25 protein-coding genes are annotated in these 23,240 nt (G+C 31.5%); 4 read left to right on the top strand and 21 right to left on the bottom strand.

Annotated elements, in window-relative coordinates:
- Positions 1–55 precede the first annotated feature (55 nt).
- From CA_RS01990 to CA_RS01910, 17 genes are all read right to left on the bottom strand, one after another.
- Positions 56–550 (bottom strand): hypothetical protein, encoded by a 495-nt coding sequence (locus tag CA_RS01990; RefSeq protein ID WP_010963670.1) that lies wholly within the window; start codon positions 548–550, stop codon positions 56–58.
- Between the two features lie 92 nt (positions 551–642).
- Positions 643–897, bottom strand: coding sequence for a hypothetical protein (locus CA_RS01985; RefSeq protein ID WP_010963669.1), 255 nt, complete (start codon positions 895–897; stop codon positions 643–645).
- Positions 894–1,085 (bottom strand): hypothetical protein, encoded by a 192-nt coding sequence (locus tag CA_RS01980; RefSeq protein WP_010963668.1) that lies wholly within the window; start codon positions 1,083–1,085, stop codon positions 894–896. Before CA_RS01980 ends, CA_RS01985 begins: the two co-directional genes overlap by 4 nt.
- Positions 1,086–1,259: 174 nt before the next feature.
- Entirely contained in the window at positions 1,260–1,466 is a 207-nt protein-coding gene (locus CA_RS01975; RefSeq protein ID WP_010963667.1) for a hypothetical protein, read from the bottom strand.
- Positions 1,467–1,692: 226 nt separating this feature from the next.
- A complete protein-coding gene (locus CA_RS01970; RefSeq protein WP_010963666.1) occupies positions 1,693–1,932 on the bottom strand; it encodes a hypothetical protein in 240 nt (79 codons plus the stop codon).
- 3 nt (positions 1,933–1,935) lie between these two features.
- On the bottom strand, positions 1,936–2,085 hold the full coding sequence (locus tag CA_RS01965; RefSeq protein ID WP_158306557.1) for a hypothetical protein: 150 nt from the start codon (positions 2,083–2,085) through the stop codon (positions 1,936–1,938).
- 604 nt (positions 2,086–2,689) lie between these two features.
- Positions 2,690–3,061: a hypothetical protein gene (locus tag CA_RS01960; RefSeq protein ID WP_010963665.1), complete on the bottom strand. Its 372-nt coding sequence runs from the start codon at positions 3,059–3,061 to the stop codon at positions 2,690–2,692.
- 56 nt (positions 3,062–3,117) lie between these two features.
- A complete protein-coding gene (locus CA_RS01955; protein WP_010963664.1) occupies positions 3,118–3,840 on the bottom strand; it encodes a hypothetical protein in 723 nt (240 codons plus the stop codon).
- A 45-nt stretch (positions 3,841–3,885) separates the two neighbouring features.
- Positions 3,886–4,371, bottom strand: a complete 486-nt coding sequence (locus tag CA_RS01950; RefSeq protein ID WP_141104730.1) for a hypothetical protein — start codon at positions 4,369–4,371, stop codon at positions 3,886–3,888.
- A complete protein-coding gene (locus tag CA_RS01945; RefSeq protein ID WP_241428632.1) occupies positions 4,295–4,729 on the bottom strand; it encodes a hypothetical protein in 435 nt (144 codons plus the stop codon). Before CA_RS01945 ends, CA_RS01950 begins: the two co-directional genes overlap by 77 nt.
- Before the next feature lie 325 nt (positions 4,730–5,054).
- Complete coding sequence (locus tag CA_RS01940; RefSeq protein WP_010963662.1) at positions 5,055–6,080, bottom strand: ADP-ribosylglycohydrolase family protein; 1,026 nt, start codon at positions 6,078–6,080, stop codon at positions 5,055–5,057.
- A 9-nt stretch (positions 6,081–6,089) separates the two neighbouring features.
- Positions 6,090–7,256 carry an ADP-ribosyltransferase gene (locus CA_RS01935; protein WP_010963661.1) on the bottom strand — a complete coding sequence of 389 codons (1,167 nt, stop codon included), beginning with the start codon at positions 7,254–7,256 and terminating at the stop codon, positions 6,090–6,092.
- Between the two features lie 398 nt (positions 7,257–7,654).
- A complete protein-coding gene (locus CA_RS01930) occupies positions 7,655–8,074 on the bottom strand; it encodes an Imm6 family immunity protein (RefSeq protein WP_010963660.1) in 420 nt (139 codons plus the stop codon).
- Positions 8,064–8,588 (bottom strand): Imm6 family immunity protein, encoded by a 525-nt coding sequence (locus tag CA_RS01925; protein ID WP_010963659.1) that lies wholly within the window; start codon positions 8,586–8,588, stop codon positions 8,064–8,066. Before CA_RS01925 ends, CA_RS01930 begins: the two co-directional genes overlap by 11 nt.
- A gap of 6 nt (positions 8,589–8,594) precedes the next feature.
- Positions 8,595–9,800 (bottom strand): hypothetical protein, encoded by a 1,206-nt coding sequence (locus tag CA_RS01920; RefSeq protein WP_010963658.1) that lies wholly within the window; start codon positions 9,798–9,800, stop codon positions 8,595–8,597.
- A 334-nt stretch (positions 9,801–10,134) separates the two neighbouring features.
- Positions 10,135–10,635 carry a hypothetical protein gene (locus CA_RS01915; RefSeq protein ID WP_010963657.1) on the bottom strand — a complete coding sequence of 167 codons (501 nt, stop codon included), beginning with the start codon at positions 10,633–10,635 and terminating at the stop codon, positions 10,135–10,137.
- Positions 10,632–12,992 carry an AHH domain-containing protein gene (locus tag CA_RS01910; protein ID WP_010963656.1) on the bottom strand — a complete coding sequence of 787 codons (2,361 nt, stop codon included), beginning with the start codon at positions 12,990–12,992 and terminating at the stop codon, positions 10,632–10,634. Before CA_RS01910 ends, CA_RS01915 begins: the two co-directional genes overlap by 4 nt.
- A gap of 656 nt (positions 12,993–13,648) precedes the next feature.
- Here CA_RS01910 and CA_RS01905 point away from each other — a divergent pair.
- Positions 13,649–14,716, top strand: a complete 1,068-nt coding sequence (locus CA_RS01905; RefSeq protein WP_010963655.1) for a glycoside hydrolase family 26 protein — start codon at positions 13,649–13,651, stop codon at positions 14,714–14,716.
- 80 nt (positions 14,717–14,796) lie between these two features.
- On the opposite strand, the gene CA_RS01900 is transcribed toward CA_RS01905, so the two are convergent.
- Positions 14,797–15,375, bottom strand: coding sequence for an ECF transporter S component (locus tag CA_RS01900; RefSeq protein ID WP_010963654.1), 579 nt, complete (start codon positions 15,373–15,375; stop codon positions 14,797–14,799).
- 362 nt (positions 15,376–15,737) lie between these two features.
- Positions 15,738–16,556: a prolipoprotein diacylglyceryl transferase gene (gene lgt, locus CA_RS01895; protein WP_010963653.1), complete on the bottom strand. Its 819-nt coding sequence runs from the start codon at positions 16,554–16,556 to the stop codon at positions 15,738–15,740.
- Positions 16,557–16,665: 109 nt separating this feature from the next.
- Between lgt and CA_RS01890 the strand changes: the two genes are divergently transcribed.
- Complete coding sequence (locus tag CA_RS01890) at positions 16,666–18,483, top strand: penicillin-binding transpeptidase domain-containing protein (protein WP_010963652.1); 1,818 nt, start codon at positions 16,666–16,668, stop codon at positions 18,481–18,483.
- A gap of 94 nt (positions 18,484–18,577) precedes the next feature.
- Here the strand turns inward: CA_RS01890 and CA_RS01885 are convergent, their stop codons facing one another.
- A complete protein-coding gene (locus CA_RS01885) occupies positions 18,578–19,282 on the bottom strand; it encodes a SprT family zinc-dependent metalloprotease (protein WP_241428631.1) in 705 nt (234 codons plus the stop codon).
- 478 nt (positions 19,283–19,760) lie between these two features.
- Positions 19,761–20,216, bottom strand: coding sequence for a thioredoxin-dependent thiol peroxidase (gene bcp / locus CA_RS01880; protein WP_010963650.1), 456 nt, complete (start codon positions 20,214–20,216; stop codon positions 19,761–19,763).
- Between the two features lie 142 nt (positions 20,217–20,358).
- Between bcp and CA_RS01875 the strand changes: the two genes are divergently transcribed.
- Positions 20,359–21,690 carry a replication-associated recombination protein A gene (locus CA_RS01875; protein ID WP_010963649.1) on the top strand — a complete coding sequence of 444 codons (1,332 nt, stop codon included), beginning with the start codon at positions 20,359–20,361 and terminating at the stop codon, positions 21,688–21,690.
- A 67-nt stretch (positions 21,691–21,757) separates the two neighbouring features.
- Positions 21,758–22,372, top strand: a complete 615-nt coding sequence (locus tag CA_RS01870; RefSeq protein ID WP_010963648.1) for a manganese efflux pump — start codon at positions 21,758–21,760, stop codon at positions 22,370–22,372.
- Positions 22,373–23,240: the final 868 nt, after the last annotated feature.

The raw sequence follows: 23,240 nt of genomic DNA, 5'->3' as shown, positions 1-23,240 counted from the left end.
AATGTTAGTCATTGCACCTTGTTATTCATTTTATAATTGAGCTGTATTTTTGTACTTATTTACAATAAAACACCTTTACTTTTCCATTTGGGAAGTTACCTTCCCATCCGCATGGCCATCCTCCAGATAAATAGATTTGAAAAATTTTTTCAAAGAAATAATTCTTTTTTCCAAGTATTGCTCTAACTTTTATGCAGTTCATTAAATCGTTATATACATCATCCCATACTTCCTTACATTCATCACTTAATGCTATTTTACTTACATTTTTTATACCTATTTTCCTTAGCTCCTCATTTATAGTCTTATAATTTTCATATTTATATATTTCTTCATTAAAACTGGACATTTGCAAATCTTTTATATCCTGCCAAGTATAATATTCATCGTCCATCAAGTATTCATCATAGTCATATGCAAATTCTTTGCATTTTTCAAAATCACAATATTCTACTATTTCTTCTACCACCTTCTGTTTATTAGTAAATAGTTTAATATTATCTACTAAACTTAGACTTTCCTTAACCAAACTATTATTAAGCTTAAGCATTATTTATTAAACCACCTTTCCCAAAAATGAATGGTGTAATCTCCATAATTTTGTCCTATATTTTCTCTTATAATTAGACATCATCCATAAACTTATAGAATTTCTATTTCATAATTCTTAATATTAATTTTGTTTTCAATCTGCATTACTTCCCATAGTCCTTCTTTTAAGGATTCCCCTTCATATTCCTTACGTTTTTTTATTTTATCTTTATTTATCTTAAATGGTGATTTATTATTTAATTCCATTTTTAATTGATAGCTAAGAACTGAAAATACTGCAAATACTCCAATACCTGATTTCCATGTTAACCAATCTAGTAATGTATCCTCTAATGTTAAATTCACCCTTTTTCAGGTTCATCAATATAATATTCATATATTTCTGCCATTGCATTATCTAAATCTAACATAGAACTTCCTGGCTTATATGGATTAAATCCAAAAGAATACACTCCTCTTCCTACTAAGAAATCATCCTGTTCATTTCTTTTTATCGCAAGTAATAAACCTTCTCTGTTTAATTTCTCATTCATCTACTTATAATCTCCTCTACCTTAAATTTATTTTTTTACATTATTAATAATTATATTATATAATTCCCTGTCATTGTCCTTCTTTATTTGTCTAATTATGCCTTCCCGTTGTTCCACCTAATGTTTTTCCTCCTGGAATCCATTGATAATTACATCCATCTTCAATTCCTTTTACTATATGCAAATCAATGCCCCATCCAATGGAACTTCAACTCTCACTATTCCATTAGCAAAAACATCTTTAGGTAATCCTAGCTCCTTAGCAAGTTGTAGTTTAAATTCCGGCGTAGAATTTGAAATAGAATCTTCAATTCTTTGTGGAAGTACAAATTGCCTACCTTTCTTCCCTGAACTACCTCTAGACGGCTTTCGTTGATTCACTTTACGGTATCTCTCTCTGCACAAATGCCTGTTCTAATTATCTAGGAAATCCTTTATAAACGCTTATACTTGAGGAGTTACTAAAAAATAATGAAGCAGCTTACTTAAATTCAGCCGCTTCATTTCATCTTTTCACTGCATTATTACAATTATGAAGTATATTCTTTAATAATTTTTTATCAAAATTACTGCTATTAAGTAGTTCTTTGTAATCCCATCCATAATTTTATTTTGCCACTTTTCCCATTGTTATCATGTATAAAAATTTAAAGATTCTATCTTCATTACCATTTTCAACAATTGAAAAGTTTTGTCTTTCATCTACACCATACAAAATCCAATTTTCATCTTCAAAGTAACACCCTATAGAATTAGGTATATTTGTTTTTCTTCCAACTACAATATTTAATCTTTCTAAATTTATTCCTAATTGATTAACCTTTTTCATATATTCATCTTGTTTCATTACTTACCATCCCCATATGTTTCTTAAGATGCCTACGTCTTCTAACGACTTTACTTTAATTGGTGTATTAATTTGTCCTGTTCCACCATAACTTCTTGTGACTAAAGCTATTGAACTATGACCAAACATCATCATATTCTTTGTAAGTCTCATTCATACTTTTTATCAACTCTTCTATTTTTATATTATTTCAATCTCGTCTGTTTTTTCCTATTGTATTTAAAGCTCCTGGTTTTTTAATTATACATAACTTGAGTAAACAGCTTATATTTAATTTTTCACCTAATATTATCCTAATACCTTTCAAATTAATATTTTTATTTTATATATATTCTTACAATACGCATAATGTCATAAACTATTTTCTCGTATTCTATTTTAATAAGCCTAAATCTCCTATATACCAACAATTTCATCATGAGCATCTATAGATTTTTCGTGTCCAAAGTATGCCTAATTTATGATCTTATTATGTCCAAGTTCAACCTTAAAAAGAACTCCAACAGACACCATTACAGCATCTACTGGAGCTTTACTAGTTGCTTATTTCAGCCACGAAAAGAAGTTTCTGCTGAATTTGCTATATTTATTGATAACTATTATTAAAAAAGCTAGTTAATATTTATTTTTGTAGTCAGTTAACAATATACCTTAATATCGGTGCTAAATCTATCTATTTTTTATGGTGTACTTTAATATTGAATATATTGCTTTTTCCTACAACCACAATACTCAATTTATCCTTAACTCCATTACCTCAAAAATCCTCTTCTTCCCAATAAATATTCTCGGCTTCACTTATATCTATCCATTTTTCAAAACTATCATAATCTGTTCTTGTAAAACCCAAATCTGATAATAGATACGACCTTGGTCCGCTCATTAACAACACACGCCCTTTATCTTTTTTCTTAACAGCAAATACATCACCTTTATATTTGCAAACCAACGATCTTCTGTAAATTCTTTCTACATCTGTCTTTTTAAGTTCTAAATAGTATATACCAAATGGCGATTTAGCAAATCCATTTTCATAAATATCACTATATAATTCTACTTTATCTTTGTGTCTATTACATTCATATTCTTTATTATTATATATTGCATAATAACCTGTTAATTTTCCCATGTTTTACTCTCCTTAATCAATAATTTCATACCACTTACCTTTATTTCTTACAGCTACTAATATTTCTTTACTACTACCTCTTTCAAGTTTATAAATAGCTGCTCCATCATGTACTTCACAGAAATTTCTTTTTTGGTCATAAACTCTAATTTACCAATTCCACCATCTATATCCTTAGTTACACCTGTACCTAAATACGGACTATCCATTTTAAATGTACTTCTAGCATCTAACCCTAAAACATTTTGTGCCATCTTAACATCTTCATCTATAGTACCGCCATAACTATGTACAACATAATCCTCTGTATCTTCTGATGTAAATCTTTCAATGTATAATGCTTGTGTATCAGGATTAGTGTATACACTTACGGTTCCATCCCAATTAATATAATTCAAACCAAGCTTTTTATAATAATCATCATATGAATAACAATCTTGCATATCTTGAGCCCTAGTAATACAATTTCCAACTGTATCACTAAACTCTCCATTATTTATACAGTTTTTATATGCATTTTCAAGAATAACTTTTGACATCAACGTATCATTATTTGGCATTTCAACAGATTGATTAATCCTATCAATTTTTCTAATCGTATCTTCCGATAAATCTTTCATATTTGTATGAGTTATGTTTATATATTCACCCTTTGTCATTCCTTCATCATCTAATGCCTTACTAAAATTTTCTTCGAATGATGCAAGTTCACTGTTTCTTATACCCTCAATAGATGTTTTTGATTTAATCTCTTTAACATAATGATTTTCCCTGGACACTTTTAGTATATTATCTAATTCTTCAGCTTCACTTAACTCCCCAGTTTATTCTAAATTTTCCATAATTTTAGCTTCATCGGCCCCAGTACCACATGCTTTATATACCTTACCAGCTGTAAATACTGATGTAGCAAAACCAGTCCCAATACCGATGTCATTCGCCCAGATTGAGTCAATACCCGCAGATTTCGCGAGACTTTTTGCTATAGGTGCAACCACAAAGTTAGTTCCTACACCAACGGCTGTTGTTACAGCTGTTTTCCCAACACCTGCTATGACTGCTCCAGATACTGCTTGACCTGCTTTCAAAGCAGCTCCAACTGCAATCACTGAACCTACCACAAATACTGCCACATTTCCAAAGGTATCATAAGCACTTTGATTTCCTTGAAAAAGAGTATCTCTCAGCGGATTGAAAGCTTTATCTGCACCAGTAACCATGATTTGGCCACCCTCAACAACATTGGATACCCCATAGGCTCCAGCACTCAAACCAGCTGTCGCAAAAATTGCAACTGCTCCTATTACCACTGCACCAACTCCAAATAACTTTCCAAACACCTTTATGCTGATTCGCTTCCTTCTGTCTAGCATCAGCCATTCGTTTCTGGTCAGTACCATAGTTCTTACTAATTCTATCCCAATTAGCGCTAAAGTCTTTCTGATTATCTTGTACATACTTGGCATTAACCTCAAAAGCATTCACAAAATCCTTACTTATAAGCTTACTAAAGCTTCCTGGACTATAAGAATAACCACGTGGAACCGAAAGCGTACTCTTCAAGAGAGATGTTGTCTGTGCAATTAAATCTTGAACTTGATTGAATCCTGGGTCTGACTGTTCGTAATCATTCCATTTATTATTGAGATTGCTTACTATTTCTTTCATGGTGCCCATATCTTTAGCAACATTAAAGAGACGTTTGCTGCCTGCTCCACTTAGAGATATAATATCCTCCGCTTCATCTGAAATAGCTTTTAATTGGTTGCTCGTTTTAAACGAAAAAAGGCTAACACATTTTTATAAGCGTTAACCTTCCCCAGTACTGCAATATATTTAATACTTAATTCTTACTTTTATTGCTCTTGTTTCATTATAATCATTATGCATTATGCCTTTTGCTATAATCTATACTTTATTCTGCCAGCTTCACCTCCGATCATATTAATCACATTATGATTTTCTCAACTAGACAGAATAACTACCTCCTCTACTACAAACTTCCGTACTTTTCAATAACAGCTTTATCTGCACAGTATTTATAAAATTTATTTATCAATTCATCAATATCCTGTTTTTTTGCTATTTTGTTAAGCCAATCTTGAGGAATCTCATCCATCTTATAATACATTCCAGCAATAGCACCTGTAATTACTCCAACAGTATCTGTATCTCCCCCTAAATTAACAGCTTTTAAAATTGCTTCTTTAAAGTTTTTTGTATTCCCTACACACCAAATAGCAGCTTCCAATGTATGCACCACATATCCATCTGATAATATTTGTTCTTCTGGAACATTAAAAAAATTGCTATCAAAAATTCTCTTATAATATTTAAATTCGTCCATATATATATGATTCTTAGGAAAATTTTCCTCAAAAAGATCCAATATATCTTTAATTGATTTTTCTAATGTATTATTGTGGTATAGTCTCAATAATAGCTCAATATAAATAATTGAACCTACTATAGCTCGTGGATGAGCATGAGTAATCTCCGTATATTGTTTAATAACTTCTGCCTTTTTAACAAAATCAAACTCATTATCAAATAAAAAAGCTAATGGAGATATTCTCATAATAGCTCCATTACCATTATCATATTCAGATTGTCCTCCACAATTTTGGGGTAAACAACCAGCCTTAAATCTTCCTATAGCTTGAGCTGTAGCTCCACCTATATCAAACATCTGTCCATATGGGGTCATATAGCCTTTATCTTGATAATTAACAAACTTCTCCATCAAACTTTTGATAGTACCTTCTTCAACTATATTTTCTATTAAACATAAAGTTAATGATGTATCATCAGACCAAGTTCCAGCTGGCTGATTATAGGTACCATATCCAATTATATCTTCCACAAAAAAAGATCCTCTTTTTTTAAACTCCACCGGAACTCCAACTAAGTCCCCTAAAATACTACCATATATAGTTGGAAGAACTCGCTCTTTTATATATAGGCGAAGAAACATTTTATTATCCTCTTCCCACCTATCAATCATTCTTACACCTGACATAATATTCACCTACCTCTTTAAATTCAAATCTAAAACAATATTCAATTTTCCATCACTACCTACAGTGGCTTCTTTTATTATCATTTCTTGTCCATGATTTAAAAGTAATTCTGCCTCATCAGGAAAATAGCTAATTTTACTGACATACGCTGCTTCGGTACCTTTCGGCACATTTATTTCCCATGAGACATTCATATAATCAAAAGATGATTCTTTGACAAGAGCAGTACTCATAAATCCATCATCTTTAAATGTTTTTCCAACCAAGGAACTAAAATCCAAACTACCATCTTTACCAACATCAATCAAGTTTCGTAGAGGATTCAAATCTGTTCCTCTGTATACTTTCATATCATGTGGAACACTTGCTTTCTTAAGTCCACTCTTTATATCTTCAATTATTTTAGGATCTATTCCATCTAAAGAATCATTAACTCCTCTTAAATAATTGTTAATCTTTTTATAGTCATTCCCAGTATATTGCCTGATAGCATTTCTCTCACTATCATTTAAAGACTTTAGCCAATTATCATAATATTGACTTCCCCATTCATTTGCCTGGTCCATATTTGTTATAGTTATCCTAGCATCTCCACTCTTAACTGCCTTTACAAAGTTATCCTTAACATCACTAACTCCATTTTTGAAATTATTCCCAACTTCACTAAACTCTATATTAGGTCCTACACTAACTCGACCTACACCGGGCATTTCAGCCTCTACTTGACGCGTTAATCCTTTTAAATCTTTTCCTGTATTTTTTAATACCTTACCAAAACTTTTTACCGCTTCTCCTGATGCTGGTAAAAGCTTTCCATTTACAAATCCTGCTGCTTTTTTAACATCATCAAGCGCCCTTCCTGGTAAATTAATTACACTCTTAGCATTTTTTGCACTTGAAACAACAACAGATTTTGTTAAATCACCTATAGCACCCTTACCTTCACTAAATACTGTACGCAAATCTGCAACTTTACTACCAATGTTATCAACGGTTCTCCATGGTAAAGTAGCTATATTCTTAGCATTTTCTACACTTGAAACAGCGATGGATTTCGAGAATGTACCTATTTTACCAACTAAACTTTCCGCCTTGCTTGCATCACCAGCCGCAGCACCTATATCTTCCGGTGCCACAAGTACACTTGCAGCCACCGCAGCTGTTTGTCCTATCACATATGCATTTCCACTACGAATCTGGTTCCACCAATTTCCGATGCTTTTACCAACTTGTGCTCCTGCTTGAGGATGAATGTATTATAACATATGATAACTACTAAAAAATGAACCAGCCTACTTAATTTAAGCTGATTCATTTCATCTTTTCACTTCATTATTATAATTATAAATTCATTTATATATAATATTCCATCAATTTTTATAGCATTTATTAATTCTATTAGTTTATGTATCTAGATACTTCTTAATTTTGCAGTAGAAATCTATTTGCAAAATAGTATACTACTATTTCATTCTCTTAACTATATTATCTAAGATTTTAGCTTTACTTATTCTACAGAATTTATCATTCACATTATCCGGATACTTTTCTTTAAAATTATTTAAAATAAATTTTATATTTCTTCTGTAATAAATTTGTCTATTTCAATCAAATCTTTAATTAATTCTACTAAATACTCATCATCAATTATTTCTAAATATTGTGGATAATGGTAATTATTCTCCTTGTTATATGCTTGCCATGCTACATATGAAACCGAAATCATAATTGTACCATATTTATTTCCTAATTTATCATCCTCAGTATTACTGGTTATATCAGCTAAGCATTTATTATCATTAGCAATCAAACTACATATTTCATATTTATTAACATTACCACCTTCCAACCATTCCCAACACATATCAATAGCATCTCTACAAAACTTATACTCAGTATTGTGTTGTTCTATACTATTTAATGTAATTTCTGACATAATTAGCGCTACAGCAGCTTTTCCATTTTCACAAATACCATCTAACTTAATTATCATCTAACATTTTCATGATTTCTTTTTTACTTATATTTTTTTCTTTTGACATATTACTCAGAGGGTAATTTTCTAATAAATAATCTTTTATTCTATTAATACTTTCAATTTTAAACAATTCAGTTTTAATTGCATTCTGAATGATATATATTAATGTATCATCACTAACATTATCTAACTCTTCGGGTGGACAGCTATCTTCATTAATATACGCCAGCCAAGATGTATATGCTATAGCATAGTATAGTACATACCACATATGCTTATATTTTATTTGTTTTGTAATATAAGCAATTCCTGATATGTCCTCTTCACCATCGATATTACCAATATAATCACATAATTCATCAGCATCTATTTCTTCACCCTCAAGCCACTTCCAACTATTATCTAAGGCTTCTCTACCAAGATTATATCCATAATCATTTTTATCTATTAGACTAAATACTTTTTCAGCAATAACTAATCCTATAGTAACTTTTGCATATTCATTAATTTCTTTTATGAAGTTTATCATTAAATATCACTCCTGTTCTGGATAATGCGAAAATTGAAATTTATTTTTTGGATTTTTTCTTACTTGTACAGCGTTTAACACTTCACCATTTTTCACTTCAAATGACAAAGTGCCTCTAGGAAATTCTATAGAATAATCCATTTGTGTTGTAACCTTTATTTTTAAATTTGGGTACTTATCAGTTAATTGCTTAAATATACCCTTTCTCCCGTAAATATCAGGTTTAAACAGACCTAAAGTACATTTATCACAAACACCTCTTGGATTAGATTGGTGGATATAGAATGTTCCTTTAACATCTTCTGGTTTTAGTCCCGCTTTTTCAATAGCATCCTCAAATTCAGCAATGGAGCCTTCTTCTGCATGTTCCATAAATTGTTTATGACCTGGTATACTTTTATCATATGGAGCTGTTATCCCACGATTTGGAAATATGTCATCTAACCCTTGTAATCCTCCTTCTTTTCTAACTTCTGGTGATGCTCCATTAAATTTCTTACCTTCTAATCCTTTTACATCAGTTTTTCCTACGGAAACTGTATTCCTCTCTGGAACTCCAATTTGAGCTCTATATACATCTAAATCTGCTTTACCTAATTTAATTTCAGTTTTAGACTCCACTCCATTTCCACTCTTAACGGCCTTCACAAAGTTATCCTTAATATTTCCAACTCCATTTTTAAAATCATTAACTACTTCACTAAACTCTATATTAGATCCTACACTAACTCGACCCACACCGGGCATTTCAGCTTCTACTTGACGAGTTAATCCTTTTAAATCTTTGCCTGTATTTTTTAATACCTTGCCAAAACTTTTTACCGCTTCTCCTGACGCTGGTAAAAGCTTTCCATTTACAAATCCTGCTGCTTTTTTAACATCATCAAGCGCCCTTCCTGGTAAATTAATTACACTCTTCGCATTTTCTGCACTTGAAATAGCGATGGATTTTGAGAATGTACCTACTTTACCAAGTAAGCTTTCCGCCTTGCCTGCATCACTAGCTGTAGCACCTATATCTTCCGGTGCCACAAGTACACTTGCAGCCACCGCAGCTGTTTGTCCCATCACATATGCATTTCCACTGCGAATCTGATTCCACCAATTTCCCATTTGTGCCATCAATTGTGCTCTTGCTTCAGGATTTGTCCATAAAGTATGCTCTGCTTTTCCTGTGTCATATACACTAAACTGACCCATTCCTCCTGCCAATTGAATAGCCCCATTGCCAAAACCAGCCACAAACTTTTACAAAATATGGATGAAGCTTGTAATTTAAGCATTATACATGATAGGAAAGTAAAAAGTCAAACTAGAAACTCTTTAAAATCCTTAATGTCACAGACATAGCTTCTATTGTTTTAGGACTTTTCCCAACCTCTATTAGGCTCATCTTGAAATCTTCAATTAATTTCCACATAAGCCTTACTCCATTCAATCTCTTTACATGGAAAAAGGGTCAATGTTTCTTAATTAGAAACATTGACTCTTATCATAGTTATATATAATATATACTTAGTTTTTCTTTTAGTTAGAACTTAATACATTATAAATCAACTTCTTTTGGATAGTAAGCAACTATCCTACCTTCAGGATATTCTCCATCCCAACCACAAGGGAACCCTCCTGTTTGGTAGATTTTAAACATTTTTTCATAAAAGTTTATAGCTCTTCCATTTACAGATCGATTAACAGCACAATTTTTCAAATCAACTACAACGCTTTCGAAAAATTTACTATAGGAGTCTGTTATATGCCTTCTTAACCCCTCTGATATAATGTCCAAAAGCAAATCTAATTCCTTAGGTTTTTCATCATCTCTTAACCTGTAAAGTTTTCCTTTAACCTTACTCATTTCTAATTGCCTAATATCCGACCAAGTATATTCATCCTCACCATATAATTTTTCAAATGCAAAATCCTCTATCTTTTCAAATTCGTTTATAACAAAAATATCCTTAGGGATGCTACCTTTTTTATGGCTATCCATTGTGTTACTAAAATCGATAACTTCCTTAATTAGATCGGAGTATGCACCATATTTCATAGTTTATTAAACCACCTTTCCCATAGTTCTATTGTTGCGCCTCCGCCCCTATCCCAGATTGGCTTGACTTTATTCTTGTTAATAACTCTGTCCTGCTTATATGCATCAAAGCCTTTTTTCTTAATCTTACTCAACTCTTTTTCCAAGTAATCATCTTTCATATATAGTGGTAAACCTTTATCTTGAAGTTTTCTTAACTTTTGTTGCAAATCATAAACTTGTTTCTCTAATATATTAATACTCTGATTGATATCCATAGCATTTAATTGTCTCTCAACAAAATCACTATAAACTGCATGGTATCCTTCGTGTCGAGACATTGGGCTGATAGATTCATCAGGTCGACGAAGGAAATATCCATTTGAAGCATGATCCATATCCATACCAATCTTTTGTATAATAGGATGCTCTTTAAAATCCTTAGGAATAATATGCTGAGCCTGATAGGGCGTGCGTTTTGTTGATCGAGGTAATCCCATTTCCTCAAACATGTTTTTACCAAGTTTTGTAGAACTTCCACCTGTAACTACCCCAGGAGTACCTGGTATTAATCTTTTAGATTCAGCCGCCATATCACCAAAACCATTTTCTCCAGCTTTACCCACTCTGAAAGCACTTTTAGCTTCTTTCGCTCCTGCAATAGTTGCTTTATAAGCGGCTTTTGCACCAGCTCCCGCTGCACCAGTCGCAGAAAAACAAGTGTTTGCATACTTACCGCTTTCCTCCACGTAAGTTTTTCCAAAAGCTTTTGCAAATTCAGCTGAAGCAGTCCCAAAGTCACTTACTGTTCCTTTTACTTTAGTCAATACACTCTTAGCATTTTTTGCACTTGAAACAACAACGGATTTTGTTAAATCACCTATAGCACCCTTGCCTTCATTAAGTACTGTACGCAAATCTGCAACCTTACTACCAAGGTTATCAACGGTTCTCCATGGTAAAGTAGCTATGTTCTTAGCATTTTCTACACTTGAAACAGCGATGGATTTTGAGAATGTACCTACTTTACCAAGTAAACTTTCCGCCTTGCTTGCATCACCAGCCGCAGCACCTATATCTTCTGGTGCCACAAGTACACTTGCAGCCACCGCAGCTGTTTGTCCTATAACATATGCATTTCCACTGCGAATCTGGTTCCACCAATTTCCAATGCTTTTACCAACTTGTGCTCTTGCTTGAGGATTTGTCCATAAAGTATGTACTGTTTTTCCTGTGTCATATACACTAAACTGACCCATTCCTCCAGCCAATTCAATAGCACCACTGCCAAAACCAGCCACAAACTTTGCAATGGGATTTCCTGTTTTCACTAAAGGCTCACCAATGTTTTTGTTATACCATTGTAACGCCCCATTTGTCAAGTTTCCTACTAGATTGTAACCCTTGCCAGTTATGGCCATTGAGGTATGATTTATAGCACTATTAACTCCTCCAACCACCATACTACCGCCCAAAACAACTAAACCAATGGATAATCCACCTGTGAATGGCGTTAAACCTAGTCCTATCACTGTAATAACGGTACCACCTGCAATTTGAAGCTCGTCCCAAATTAGTCCAATAAGTCCCTCTTTTTGAGCTTCCTTTTTTGCTTCTTCAGCCATTCGATTTTGGTCAGTAGTATAGTTCTTACTAATTCTATCCCAATTAGCCTTAAAAGCTTTCTGATTATCGGCATTTTGTGCATAATTTGCATTAACCTCAAAAGCATTCACAAAATCCTTACTTATAAGCTTGCTAAAGCTTCCTGGACTATAAGAATAGCCACGTGGAACCGAAAGCGTACTCTTCAAAAGCGATGTTGTCTGTGCAATTAAATCTTGAACTTGATTGAAGCCTGGGTCTGCCTGTTCGTAATCGTTCCATTTATTATTGAGATTGCTTACTATTTCTTTCATGGTGCCCATATCTTTAGCAACATTGAAGAGGCGTTTGCTGCCTGCTCCTCTTAGGGGTATAATATCCTCTGCTTCATCTGAAATAGCTTTTAATTTATTGCCAATAGAAGTAAAATCAGATTGGTGTGAGCTTAGATTATGCTTATGGGCATCAAAATCTTCTTTAATGAGCTTGAAACTCTCATCACTATCCACTTCTAAATAACCTTTAACATACTTACCAAGTGCCATTTCATAATTGTTAAGGATCAGCTCAAGGGTTTGAATCAAGGTCATATGTACTTCGCTAATATAGGCTTTCATTGCATTAGCCGCGTTGCCTTTTATGGCATTAGTTTGGCTTAATTGAGTCATTGCCTGATTCAATTCATCAAGGGGCTCCGTCCTATTTTTAATTCCTAGCGCAATCCGAACGGAAAGGTCGGTCAGTTCCTCATAATATAGTTCACTATTACTCATTATTTTGCCTCCTTCACCTGTATTTTACCCCAAATGTTTTTTTATTACAATAATGGTGAATAGTTAACTAAGCCTAAGTCATTATTTTGTATTGGGTCATAATACTATTCATAATATATTGCCTAATAAACCCGGGAAACCAAGTGTTAAATTATTGGCAACAGAAACTTCCTCACCTAATTCAAAATATGTTAGAAATATTTTGAAAATCAACTTAATTTTACAACAATTTCTCTTTTTTTATTAATAGTACTTAATTCTTTCAAATGCTACATCTTTATATTATTTTTTTAATTTTCAAAAAATATATTGTAATTTCTACATAAATGTATTAAAATTTATATTAACATCAATATATCGTCAAAAAAACCTTTTTATTTATAGCAAATAGTGAAATATACTATATTATTGCAAATACTTATTACACTTATATCCAATAAACTTTAATAAATATTTTAAGCAAATATAAAAAACCTCAAAAAAAATTGGAAAATACTATTGTAAACGTTTTTATAAAGTGCTATTATATACTTACAAAACACAGTGTACATAATTGACTGCTAATGGACGTCTATATTTATAATAATAAATTTATTTAGCATAAAATCTATATTTGACATAAAGCATTTATTATTTAAATCAGGAGGGTGACAAAAATGACATTAAAAAATCCAAAAAAACTATTTTTATCTATTTTTGCAGTACTATACATTATATCTGCAGCAAATCCAACTAAGGTTTCCGCATTTTTTTCAACATGCAAAGCTGGTGTTTTTCTTGGATGGGATAGAAATATTGACACATCTATAGCCTACACCGATGGCTATTCCAATCGATTAGATATTATATCTTATGACCTTTGCAATTGGAACGGGAATAACGACTCATCTTCCATAAGTTGGGATAGTGCCTCAACTATACGTGATCTTCAAAAGCCAAATATCCCATTAATCAAGCAATACAAAGGACCTTATGCTCATTTAATAAAAAACGTCATAATATCAGCTCATATGCCTTGTCCTACAGGTGGAACTAGTAATGGTTCTATATCTCCTCAGGATTTTGCAACTTTAGCTAATACAAAAATTCAAGATATCAATTCTTCTAGCCCTTGGTTCCTTCAGAATTACAAGGCAATTGTATCAAAGGTTGGTGACGGACTTGAATACTACGGACATGTTGGAACAGTTTACTTCCGCCCATTCCATGAGGTTAACGGAAACTGGTTTTGGTGGGGAGATAAAGACGTGTCTCAGTATAAACAACTTTGGATAAATCTACATGATTATTTGGTTAGTAAAAATTCTGGATGCCGCGGATTAACTTGGTTAAAATTTTGTTACGCACCTAATAGCGGAAAGAATGCAGCATTATATTATCCTGGTGACGATTATGTGGACATGGTTGGTATGGATGCTTATAGCGATAACCCTTCAACAGACACATACGTAAAAAGAGCCTATGCAGAGCTTACAGGCGGAACTTACAACGGAGTCACTTATCCTGGAATTGATAAACCATTTGGATTTCCAGAGCTTGGCCCAAATGTTGGCGGAGATTATGTGGACAATAAAAATCGCTTAATAAAGAAATTTGATTATAAAAGATGGTCAGATGCTATCAAGTTAAATTACCCCAAAGCAAGTTACTTCATAATTTGGAACGGTGGCTACGAGCCAAGAAATAATGATAACGGAACATCCCTGTTTAATATGAGCTACTAGTATAATTTAAATTTTCTCATTACTTTAAATATTCAAAAAAGGAAGTGCTTCTAAAAATTACTATAAACACTTCCTTTAGATTATCTCTTTATAATTTTTTTAACAGCTAAAACTACAGGAATAGTTATTAATACAGATATAATAGCCTCACAAGTACCGTTTGTAACTGCTACTCCATAAATAGTTGCAGCTGCAGCCTTAGCACTTATATGTTTTGCAGTTGCATATCTAGCTGCATATAATACATAAATCATGGTAAGTACCCCAAAGGTATTAGTTAAGGTTCCAACCACTGCACTAATTCCTATTTTAATAGACTGGTTCTTTGCCTTTATTAGTGTATACGCATAATACGAAGTTACCCCTATTAAAACTCTAGGCAAAACTGAAACCAAAGGATTCATGTATGCAAAAGACAATAAATTTGGAGACATTATATTTTGTATTATACTAAACACTCCAAATATAAGTCCTATAGCCACTCCAACTATTGGTCCTTCAAGTATAGCTCCTATAATTACAGGAATATGCATAATGGTTGCTTTAGCTATAGGCAATGGTATAAATCCATATCCAGTTAACCCTAAAACAATAGAAATAGCTGAAAGTAATCCGATAACAGTTAACTGTCTTGTTTTAAACATGTTTTTATTACTCATTTTTTTCCTCCGTTCTTATTCCATTAAGGATATAATTCGAACTTTCCTGTGAAAATTCTACCTGAAATACAGTTTCAAAAGAATACTGTTTTATCCGAGTTATTATAACATAATTCTATTTTATTTAAAACTATAAATTCTTTAAATAAGTTTACGAAAACTTTACTATAGACCTATATATTGGGATTGATTTTTTTAAAGCTTCAAAAAAAAATTAAAGAAGCAGCTCACACCTGCTTCTTTAATCTTTGTAAGGGATTGATTTTTATAGAGCTATATTTATATTATCTAATTTCTTTCACTCTATAAAAGGGTATTTTTATACTTACTATTATATATTCTTTCTTCAATAATAACAATTATTATTTTGAAATTCTTTTTGTTTTCACATATGAAAATGTAATAAATCCCAATGAAATGAGCATTCCTAAAATACTAACCAATTGAGCTACCCTTATAGGGCCAAGCATTAGACTGTCCGTTCTCATTCCTTCGATAAAAAATCTACCAAGGGAATACAATCCTACATATCCAAAAAATACAACTCCCTTATTCTTACACTTTCTAATTAAAAGCATCAATATTATAAATGTAACAAAATCCCATGTAGATTCATACAGAAAAGTTGGATTATAATACATACCATCTATAGTCATGCCCTTTTGAATAAATTTAGGAAATTTCTCTATAAAACTGTATGTAACTGGTCCTCCATGGGCCTCGCCATTAAAAAAATTCCCCCATCTTCCTAGGGCTTGAGCTAAAATTATAGAAGGCGCTGCAATATCCATAAGCTTTAAAAAACTTAACTTTTTATATCTTGAATAAATATAAGCAGCTAAGCATCCAAATATAAGCCCGCCGTGAATGGCAAGTCCGCCATTTCTTATATTTATCATATCAATTATGTTTCCATTATAACTCTTAAATTGGAAAATAACGTAGTAAAGTCTCGCACCTATTATACCTATAGGAAGAGAAATCAAAATAATATCTAATACAGAATCATACTCAATTTCTCGTAATTTACTGTTTGAATATGCCATGAAGAGTCCTAAAATTACTCCTGTAGCAATAAGAATTCCATACCATCTTATTTCAAGTCCAAATAACGTAAATGCAACCGGATTCAAAGTACCACTTCCTTTTTGTTCATAAATATGCAAATACAACAATATCATTTTAACACAAACTATTAGTATTTTTAAGTAATTTATTTTAAAAATTAAATATGCTATAATTTAAGATATATTTTTAGTCGTTTTATTTAGAACGAAGGGAGAATACTAATTGAAAAAAAAGAGAAAAAACCCAAGACTCGTTTTAGGAAAAAAATTATTAACGGTCCTTTTTATCTTTTCTATAGTTTTTTCCGCACTTATTTTTAGACTTTTTTTTATAATGTTTGTGCATTCTGATACATATAAAGCAAAAGTTTTAAATCAAAGAGTAAGCAAAATTACACTTTATCCTAAGCGCGGAGACATATTAGATAGGAATGGAAACAAACTTGCTACAAGCATAAGTGACTATAGAGTGGATGTTGATATGAATACTCTACGTGAATCTCTAAAATTTGAAAAAATGACATTAAAAACTCTTTCCGATAAATTATCAAAAATTTTAGGTACATCTTCTGACAAAATATATTCAACACTTTCGGCAAAATCACCAGATGGGGTACCACTAAGATTTGTAAATCTTGCTAGACAAATTAGCAAAACAAAAGTGGACAATATAAAAGCCTTAAATATAACTGGCTTTATTTCCTCTGAGGATTCTATTCGTGAATATCCAAACAATAACTTTCTTTCAAGTGTACTTGGATATACTAGATCAGACGGAAGTGGTGCTTCTGGCGTAGAATTATCCTACAACAAAACTTTAGCAGGAATACCAGGCTATAAAAGTGTTGAAACTGATGTTACAAGAAAACAACTTCCTTATGGAACCTATAAATACGTAGCACCTAAGGATGGAAAAAACGTAGTACTTACAATAGACAAGAACATTCAGTTAATAGCGGAACAGGCAGCTCAGCAAGCATTGACCGATAATAAAGCTAAAGCTGTTAATATAACAGTAATGGATCCAAAAACTGGTGAAATTTTAGCAATGGTAAATAAGCCTGATTATAACCCAAATACTCCTTATGCAAAACAAGACGGAGTATCTACTGATGTTGCAAATCTTTTTCAAGCAAATGCTGTTCAACAAACCTTTGAGCCCGGTTCTATCTTTAAGGTAGTAACTGCTTATACTGGTCTTGCTACTGGAACAGTAAAAGACACCAATGCTATGGATTTTGATTGTAACGGAAGTTTAAGTGTTAATGGAACCATCATTCACTGCTGGCAGTTATCTGGACATGGATATGAAAACTTTGTTGATATCTTAAAGCATTCCTGTAATGTTGGTTTTATGCAACTCGGACAAAGAATTGGAAAGGACAATCTGCTTAAATACATACACCTATTTGGATTTGGTCAAAAAACTGGCATCGATTTACCTGGCGAAGCAACTGGAATTGTAAGAGACACTGATAAAGTAAATTTAGTAGATTTATCAAACATAGCCTTTGGACAAGGTATTTCCGTTACATCTGTACAGTATATGGCTGCTCTTAACTCCATAGCAAATGGTGGAACTTGGATAAGACCTCATGTAATGAAAGAAATAACTGAAAATAAAAATGGACAGGCTGTTACTGATAGCAAATACTCCAACTACGGAAAAAGAAACATATTAGATCCTAATATAACTACAATGCTTAGGGGCTATCTAGAAAGAGTAGTTAGTGATAATGATGGTGTTGGTAAGAACGCTGACATTCCTGGCTACCACATTGCAGGTAAAACAGGAACAGCTCAAAAGGCTGATCCAAAAACAGGCGGATATTCAGCTGGAAAGTATATGTCATCTTTTGCAGGTATGGCACCATCTTATGATCCTCAGGTTACATTACTTGTTTCCGTTGATGAACCTAGCAATGGAAGCTATTATGCTTCTGATACTGCAGCTCCAGTTGTAAAACAAATTTATCAGCAAATTTTTGATTATCTTTCTCTAAACGGAAAACTAAATTTATCAGGAAATCCACAAAATTAATTATAAAACATAAAGCTTATCAAGACTTATTCATAATATAGAATTAAGTTTTGATAAGCTTTTTAGTTATCAGCTTTCACTATGTTTTGTTCATTTAAACATTAACATACCTATCTAGTGATTCTTTTTTAAGCTTCCAATCAGGCATGAAGTTGTTTACGTAATTATAAAATTCCTTCCTGTGATTTCTAAATTTCACGTGACAGAGCTCATGGATTATAACATATTCTATGCAGGTTTTAGGAATTTTTACGAGTTGTGTATTTAAAACCACCTTATTATCAGCTGGGCTATAGCTTCCCCATTTTGATTTCATCTTTCTGATACATAATTTAGGTTTTTCATCATATATCTCATCAAATATCTTATATTTTTCGTTATATAAATACTCTAATTCAATTGCTGCTATTTTTTTATACCATTTTTCAGCATAATTTTTTTTGTACTCATAATTATCTTTTTCTTTTATATACATGTATACATTTTCTCCAAAAATCCTCATTTTATTTTTTATACCCTTTTTTACTATAAGTCTATAAGGAGTCCCAAAAATATAAAATGCATCACCGTCTGAATATTTTATCTCTTCATTTATATCAATAATATTCTCCATTCTCTTCATTTGTTTTATTATCCACTTCATTTTCTTGTACACTACATTTTTTATTTCCTCTTCTGCTACATTAAATGGAGCAATTACCTCTATCGTAAAGTCTCTATTAACAGAAATTTTTATACTTTTTCTTTCCTTGCGAACCAGTGAAAACTCAACTTTTTGATTCATATATTCAATATTCATGGCACTTCTTTCCCTTTTCATCTTAATTTTATACTTATAAACGAACCTTACAAGATTATCATTAATCCCCCCCATATAACTATTCTTTTATAAATTTACAGATTTACCTTTACCATGATTAACCTATTAGTTTTATATATAATTGGTTTATTCTATTTTATAGAAAAGCGAAAACTAAATGTTATGAAATTAATTTACGTTTTTCTATATATTATTATATCACATATTTTATTTTTTTACATATTTCATCAGCAATTATTATGAATTTCATTTGAAAGATCATAAATGTAAATCAACTTATTTAATTATATTGAGTTATTTCATAATTTGCTTACCATTAACATAATGCCATAATCTTTGTAATTTTTAATGGTAATATTTTTATTTAACAGATACTATCCATAAAATTCAAGCTTTATTTTCCCAAAACAAAAACGCCAAAGGATATTAAAACAATTCCTATTGGCGTTTTCTACCATCATAAAGACTTTATTATGTTTTCAACATGTCCATTAACCCTTACTTTTCTGAAAATACTTTTTACAATTCCATTTTCATCTATTATGAAAGTACTTCTCTCAACACCCATATATTTTCTTCCATACATGCTCTTCTCTTTAATCACATCGTATAATTTGCATACAACTTCTTCTTCATCTGAAAGTAGTACAAATGGCAGCTTAAATTTATCAATAAAATTATTATGTGACTTTATTGAATCCTTACTTACTCCAAGTACAACCGCATTTAAATCACTAATTTTATTAGAACTATCTCTAAATTCACAAGCTTCTTTAGTGCATCCTTGTGTATTGTCCTTAGGATAAAAATAAAGAATTACTTTTTTCCCAATATAATCACTTAATTTATGTTCCTTACCATCTGATCCTTTAAGAGAAAAATCTGGCGCTTTCATTCCTTCTCTTATCTCCATAAATATCACCTCTAAATCAATTATTGATTATTTTTATTATATAATAATAATTATCGTCATACAATAAAAATTTGTATAAAAACTATTTTTAGTGATATAATTACATAAAAACATATGTTCGCATTTTAAAGGAGGTATTATTGTGAATTATACACAGGGTTCACTATTTGAAAACATTGAAAACATCCCTTTAGCAGGTCGTATGCGTCCTAGAAATTTAAGTGACTATATAGGCCAAGAACATATTTTAGAAAAAGGCAAGGCACTTAGAAATATGCTTGAAAAAGACAGCATTACCTCCATGATTTTGTGGGGGCCTCCTGGTGTTGGTAAAACTACTCTTGCCATGATAATTGCTTCAACGACAAAATGTAACTTTGTTGAGTTTAGTGCTGCAACCTCTGGTATAAAAGAAATTAAGGATATTATGATAAAAGCAGAGAAAGATAGATTATTTGGTATTCGTACCTTGTTATTTATAGATGAAATTCATAGATTCAATAAATCTCAACAGGATACCTTTCTCCCTCATGTTGAAAAAGGAGATATTATTCTAATTGGGGCAACCACCGAGAACCCCTCCTTCGAAGTTAATTCTGCCTTACTTTCAAGATGCAGAGTTTTTGTGTTAAAGCCACTTTCTAATAATGACATTGTAAAACTTCTAAAAAATGCTTTAACCGATACTAGAGGCTTTAAAAATAAAAATATTCAAATCTCAGAAGACCTTTTAACCTTAATAGCTGTATATTCTAATGGAGATGCAAGAACCGCCCTTAACGTTCTTGAAATGGCCGTTTTAAGCAGTAAATTAGAACATGGTGTGGTAACTATAAATAAAGGTATACTAGAGGACTGTATGCAAAACAAAGCTCTCATATACGATAAAAATGGAGAAGAACACTATAATTTAATTTCTGCTCTACATAAATCCATGAGAAACAGCGATGTAGATGCTGCTATTTACTGGCTTGCTAGAATGCTTGAGGGAGGAGAAGATCCTCTTTATATAGCCAGAAGACTTATACGTTTTTCTTCTGAAGATATTGGAGTTGCTGATACGAATGCATTAAATGTTACTGTTAATGTGTATAACTCTTGTCATTATATCGGAATGCCTGAATGCAGCGTTAATCTTACAGAGGCTGTAGTATATCTTTCACTAGCACCAAAATCCAACTCTATTTACATGGCCTATGAAAAGGCAAAAAAAGATGCGAAGGAAACCTTGGCCTCTGGTGTACCCCTTCACCTTAGGAATGCTCCTACAAAACTAATGTCAGACTTAGGCTATTCAAAAGGCTATAAATATGCACATGATTTTGATAATAAAGTAGTTGACATGCAGTGCTTACCTGATAATTTAAAAGATGAGAAATATTATTTTCCAACTACTGAAGGCAGGGAAAAACTTTTCAAGGAAAGATTACACTATATAAAAAAGAAAAAGCATACTGTTAATAAATCTATATAAGTTATACAACAAAGAATCCCTTAAGGAATATATTAGAATATAACCAATAAAAAGGGATTGTAACTATATGATATTAATTTTCTCTGCATTATTGTTTAGTATATCTTCTAACTTAGACAACGTAGTCGTTGGTATGGCCTATGGCATCAAAAAAATAAAAATAGGACTACTAGCAAATCTTATAATAGCTATAACAACTTCTTTAGGGACATTTCTATCAATGACCGTTGGAACCTATATAGCTAAATTCTTGTCTAAGCACACAGCAAACATTTTAGGTGCTGTTATTATAATTATTCTAGGAGTATATTTTGTAATTGTGAGTATACCTAATCTTAAGAAAAATACTTCTTCAAAAAGCTTAGCTGTTAAAGATGTCACTGATATGGTAAAATACGCCGAAGAGTCCGATTTAGACAATTCTGGCGATATAGATATAAAGGAAGCTATCTTAGTAGCCCTTGGTTTAACCTTTAATAACCTAGGAACTGGTGTAGCCGCAAGCATCACTGGCGTAAGCATTCAATTTACACTTATATTTACCTTTACACTAAGCATAGTTGCAATTTTATTTGGAGAATATATTGGCAATCACATATTAGGAAAATTCTTAGGAAAGTATACCCCTCTTTTTTCTGGAATACTTTTTATAATACTAGGCATCATTGAAATTATAAATTAAACTTAAGAAGTGATAATCAAACATTAAACATTTGCTTATCACTTCTTAAATTTTTAATTATTTCTTTTCTTATGGAATCTTAGAATTTACGCATTAATCCATTCATAGCAAAACACTTCATCATGTTAAAACTAATGGAAAATATTTGAATAAGTATGGTATTTAGCTAAAATAGCTCTATTTTATTAAAAATAGCTGTAAAAGCATCATTTTTTCAGTTCTTATTTTTAAAAATATTTGATATAATTATATTATAGTAAAATAGGTAAATTACTTATTTATATGGATCCTAGAACGAAGTATCTTAGAAAGAACAAAATTTAATTATATATAATGCAGACAATACAATATTTGATTTGATAACACTCCAAAATAATTTTGTAAAATCATTTGAAAAACTGTAATCTATCATCTTGTGATAAAATTACTTATCATATTAACTTTAGTGCCCTTAAGTAATACAAAACAAATGTATTATCTGCAGTTCAATATATTCGCTTCAATAATTGTGTATTAAAATTCTATCGTTTCAATTATTATATTTAAGTCTAAATTCTCTTTAATTATAAACTAAACAATTGAAATGAATTACTACGTATTATTCAAGATCCTACTAACATTTCTTGAAAATTGTTATATGATTACTCTTACACTAGTTATTAACTATAGTACAATATTTTCTACATTACTCAAAGCATATAAATACGTTTACATCATATAATTATTATATAAAGTTTATGATGTAATCCTAAAACTTATTTTTTATAAATTAAAGCTTTAAAAAGTCATTTCTTGTAAAATGAATGTAATCGTACTTTTTAGCTCTATTTAGTCATTTTTACGCATTATTGTTCAATTTACATTAAAT

Origin of the sequence: Clostridium acetobutylicum ATCC 824 (assembly GCF_000008765.1) — a bacterium.
Lineage (GTDB): Bacteria > Bacillota > Clostridia > Clostridiales > Clostridiaceae > Clostridium_S > Clostridium_S acetobutylicum.
Note: the sequence above shows the minus strand (reverse complement) of the source record. Positions and strands in the feature narration are given on the sequence as shown.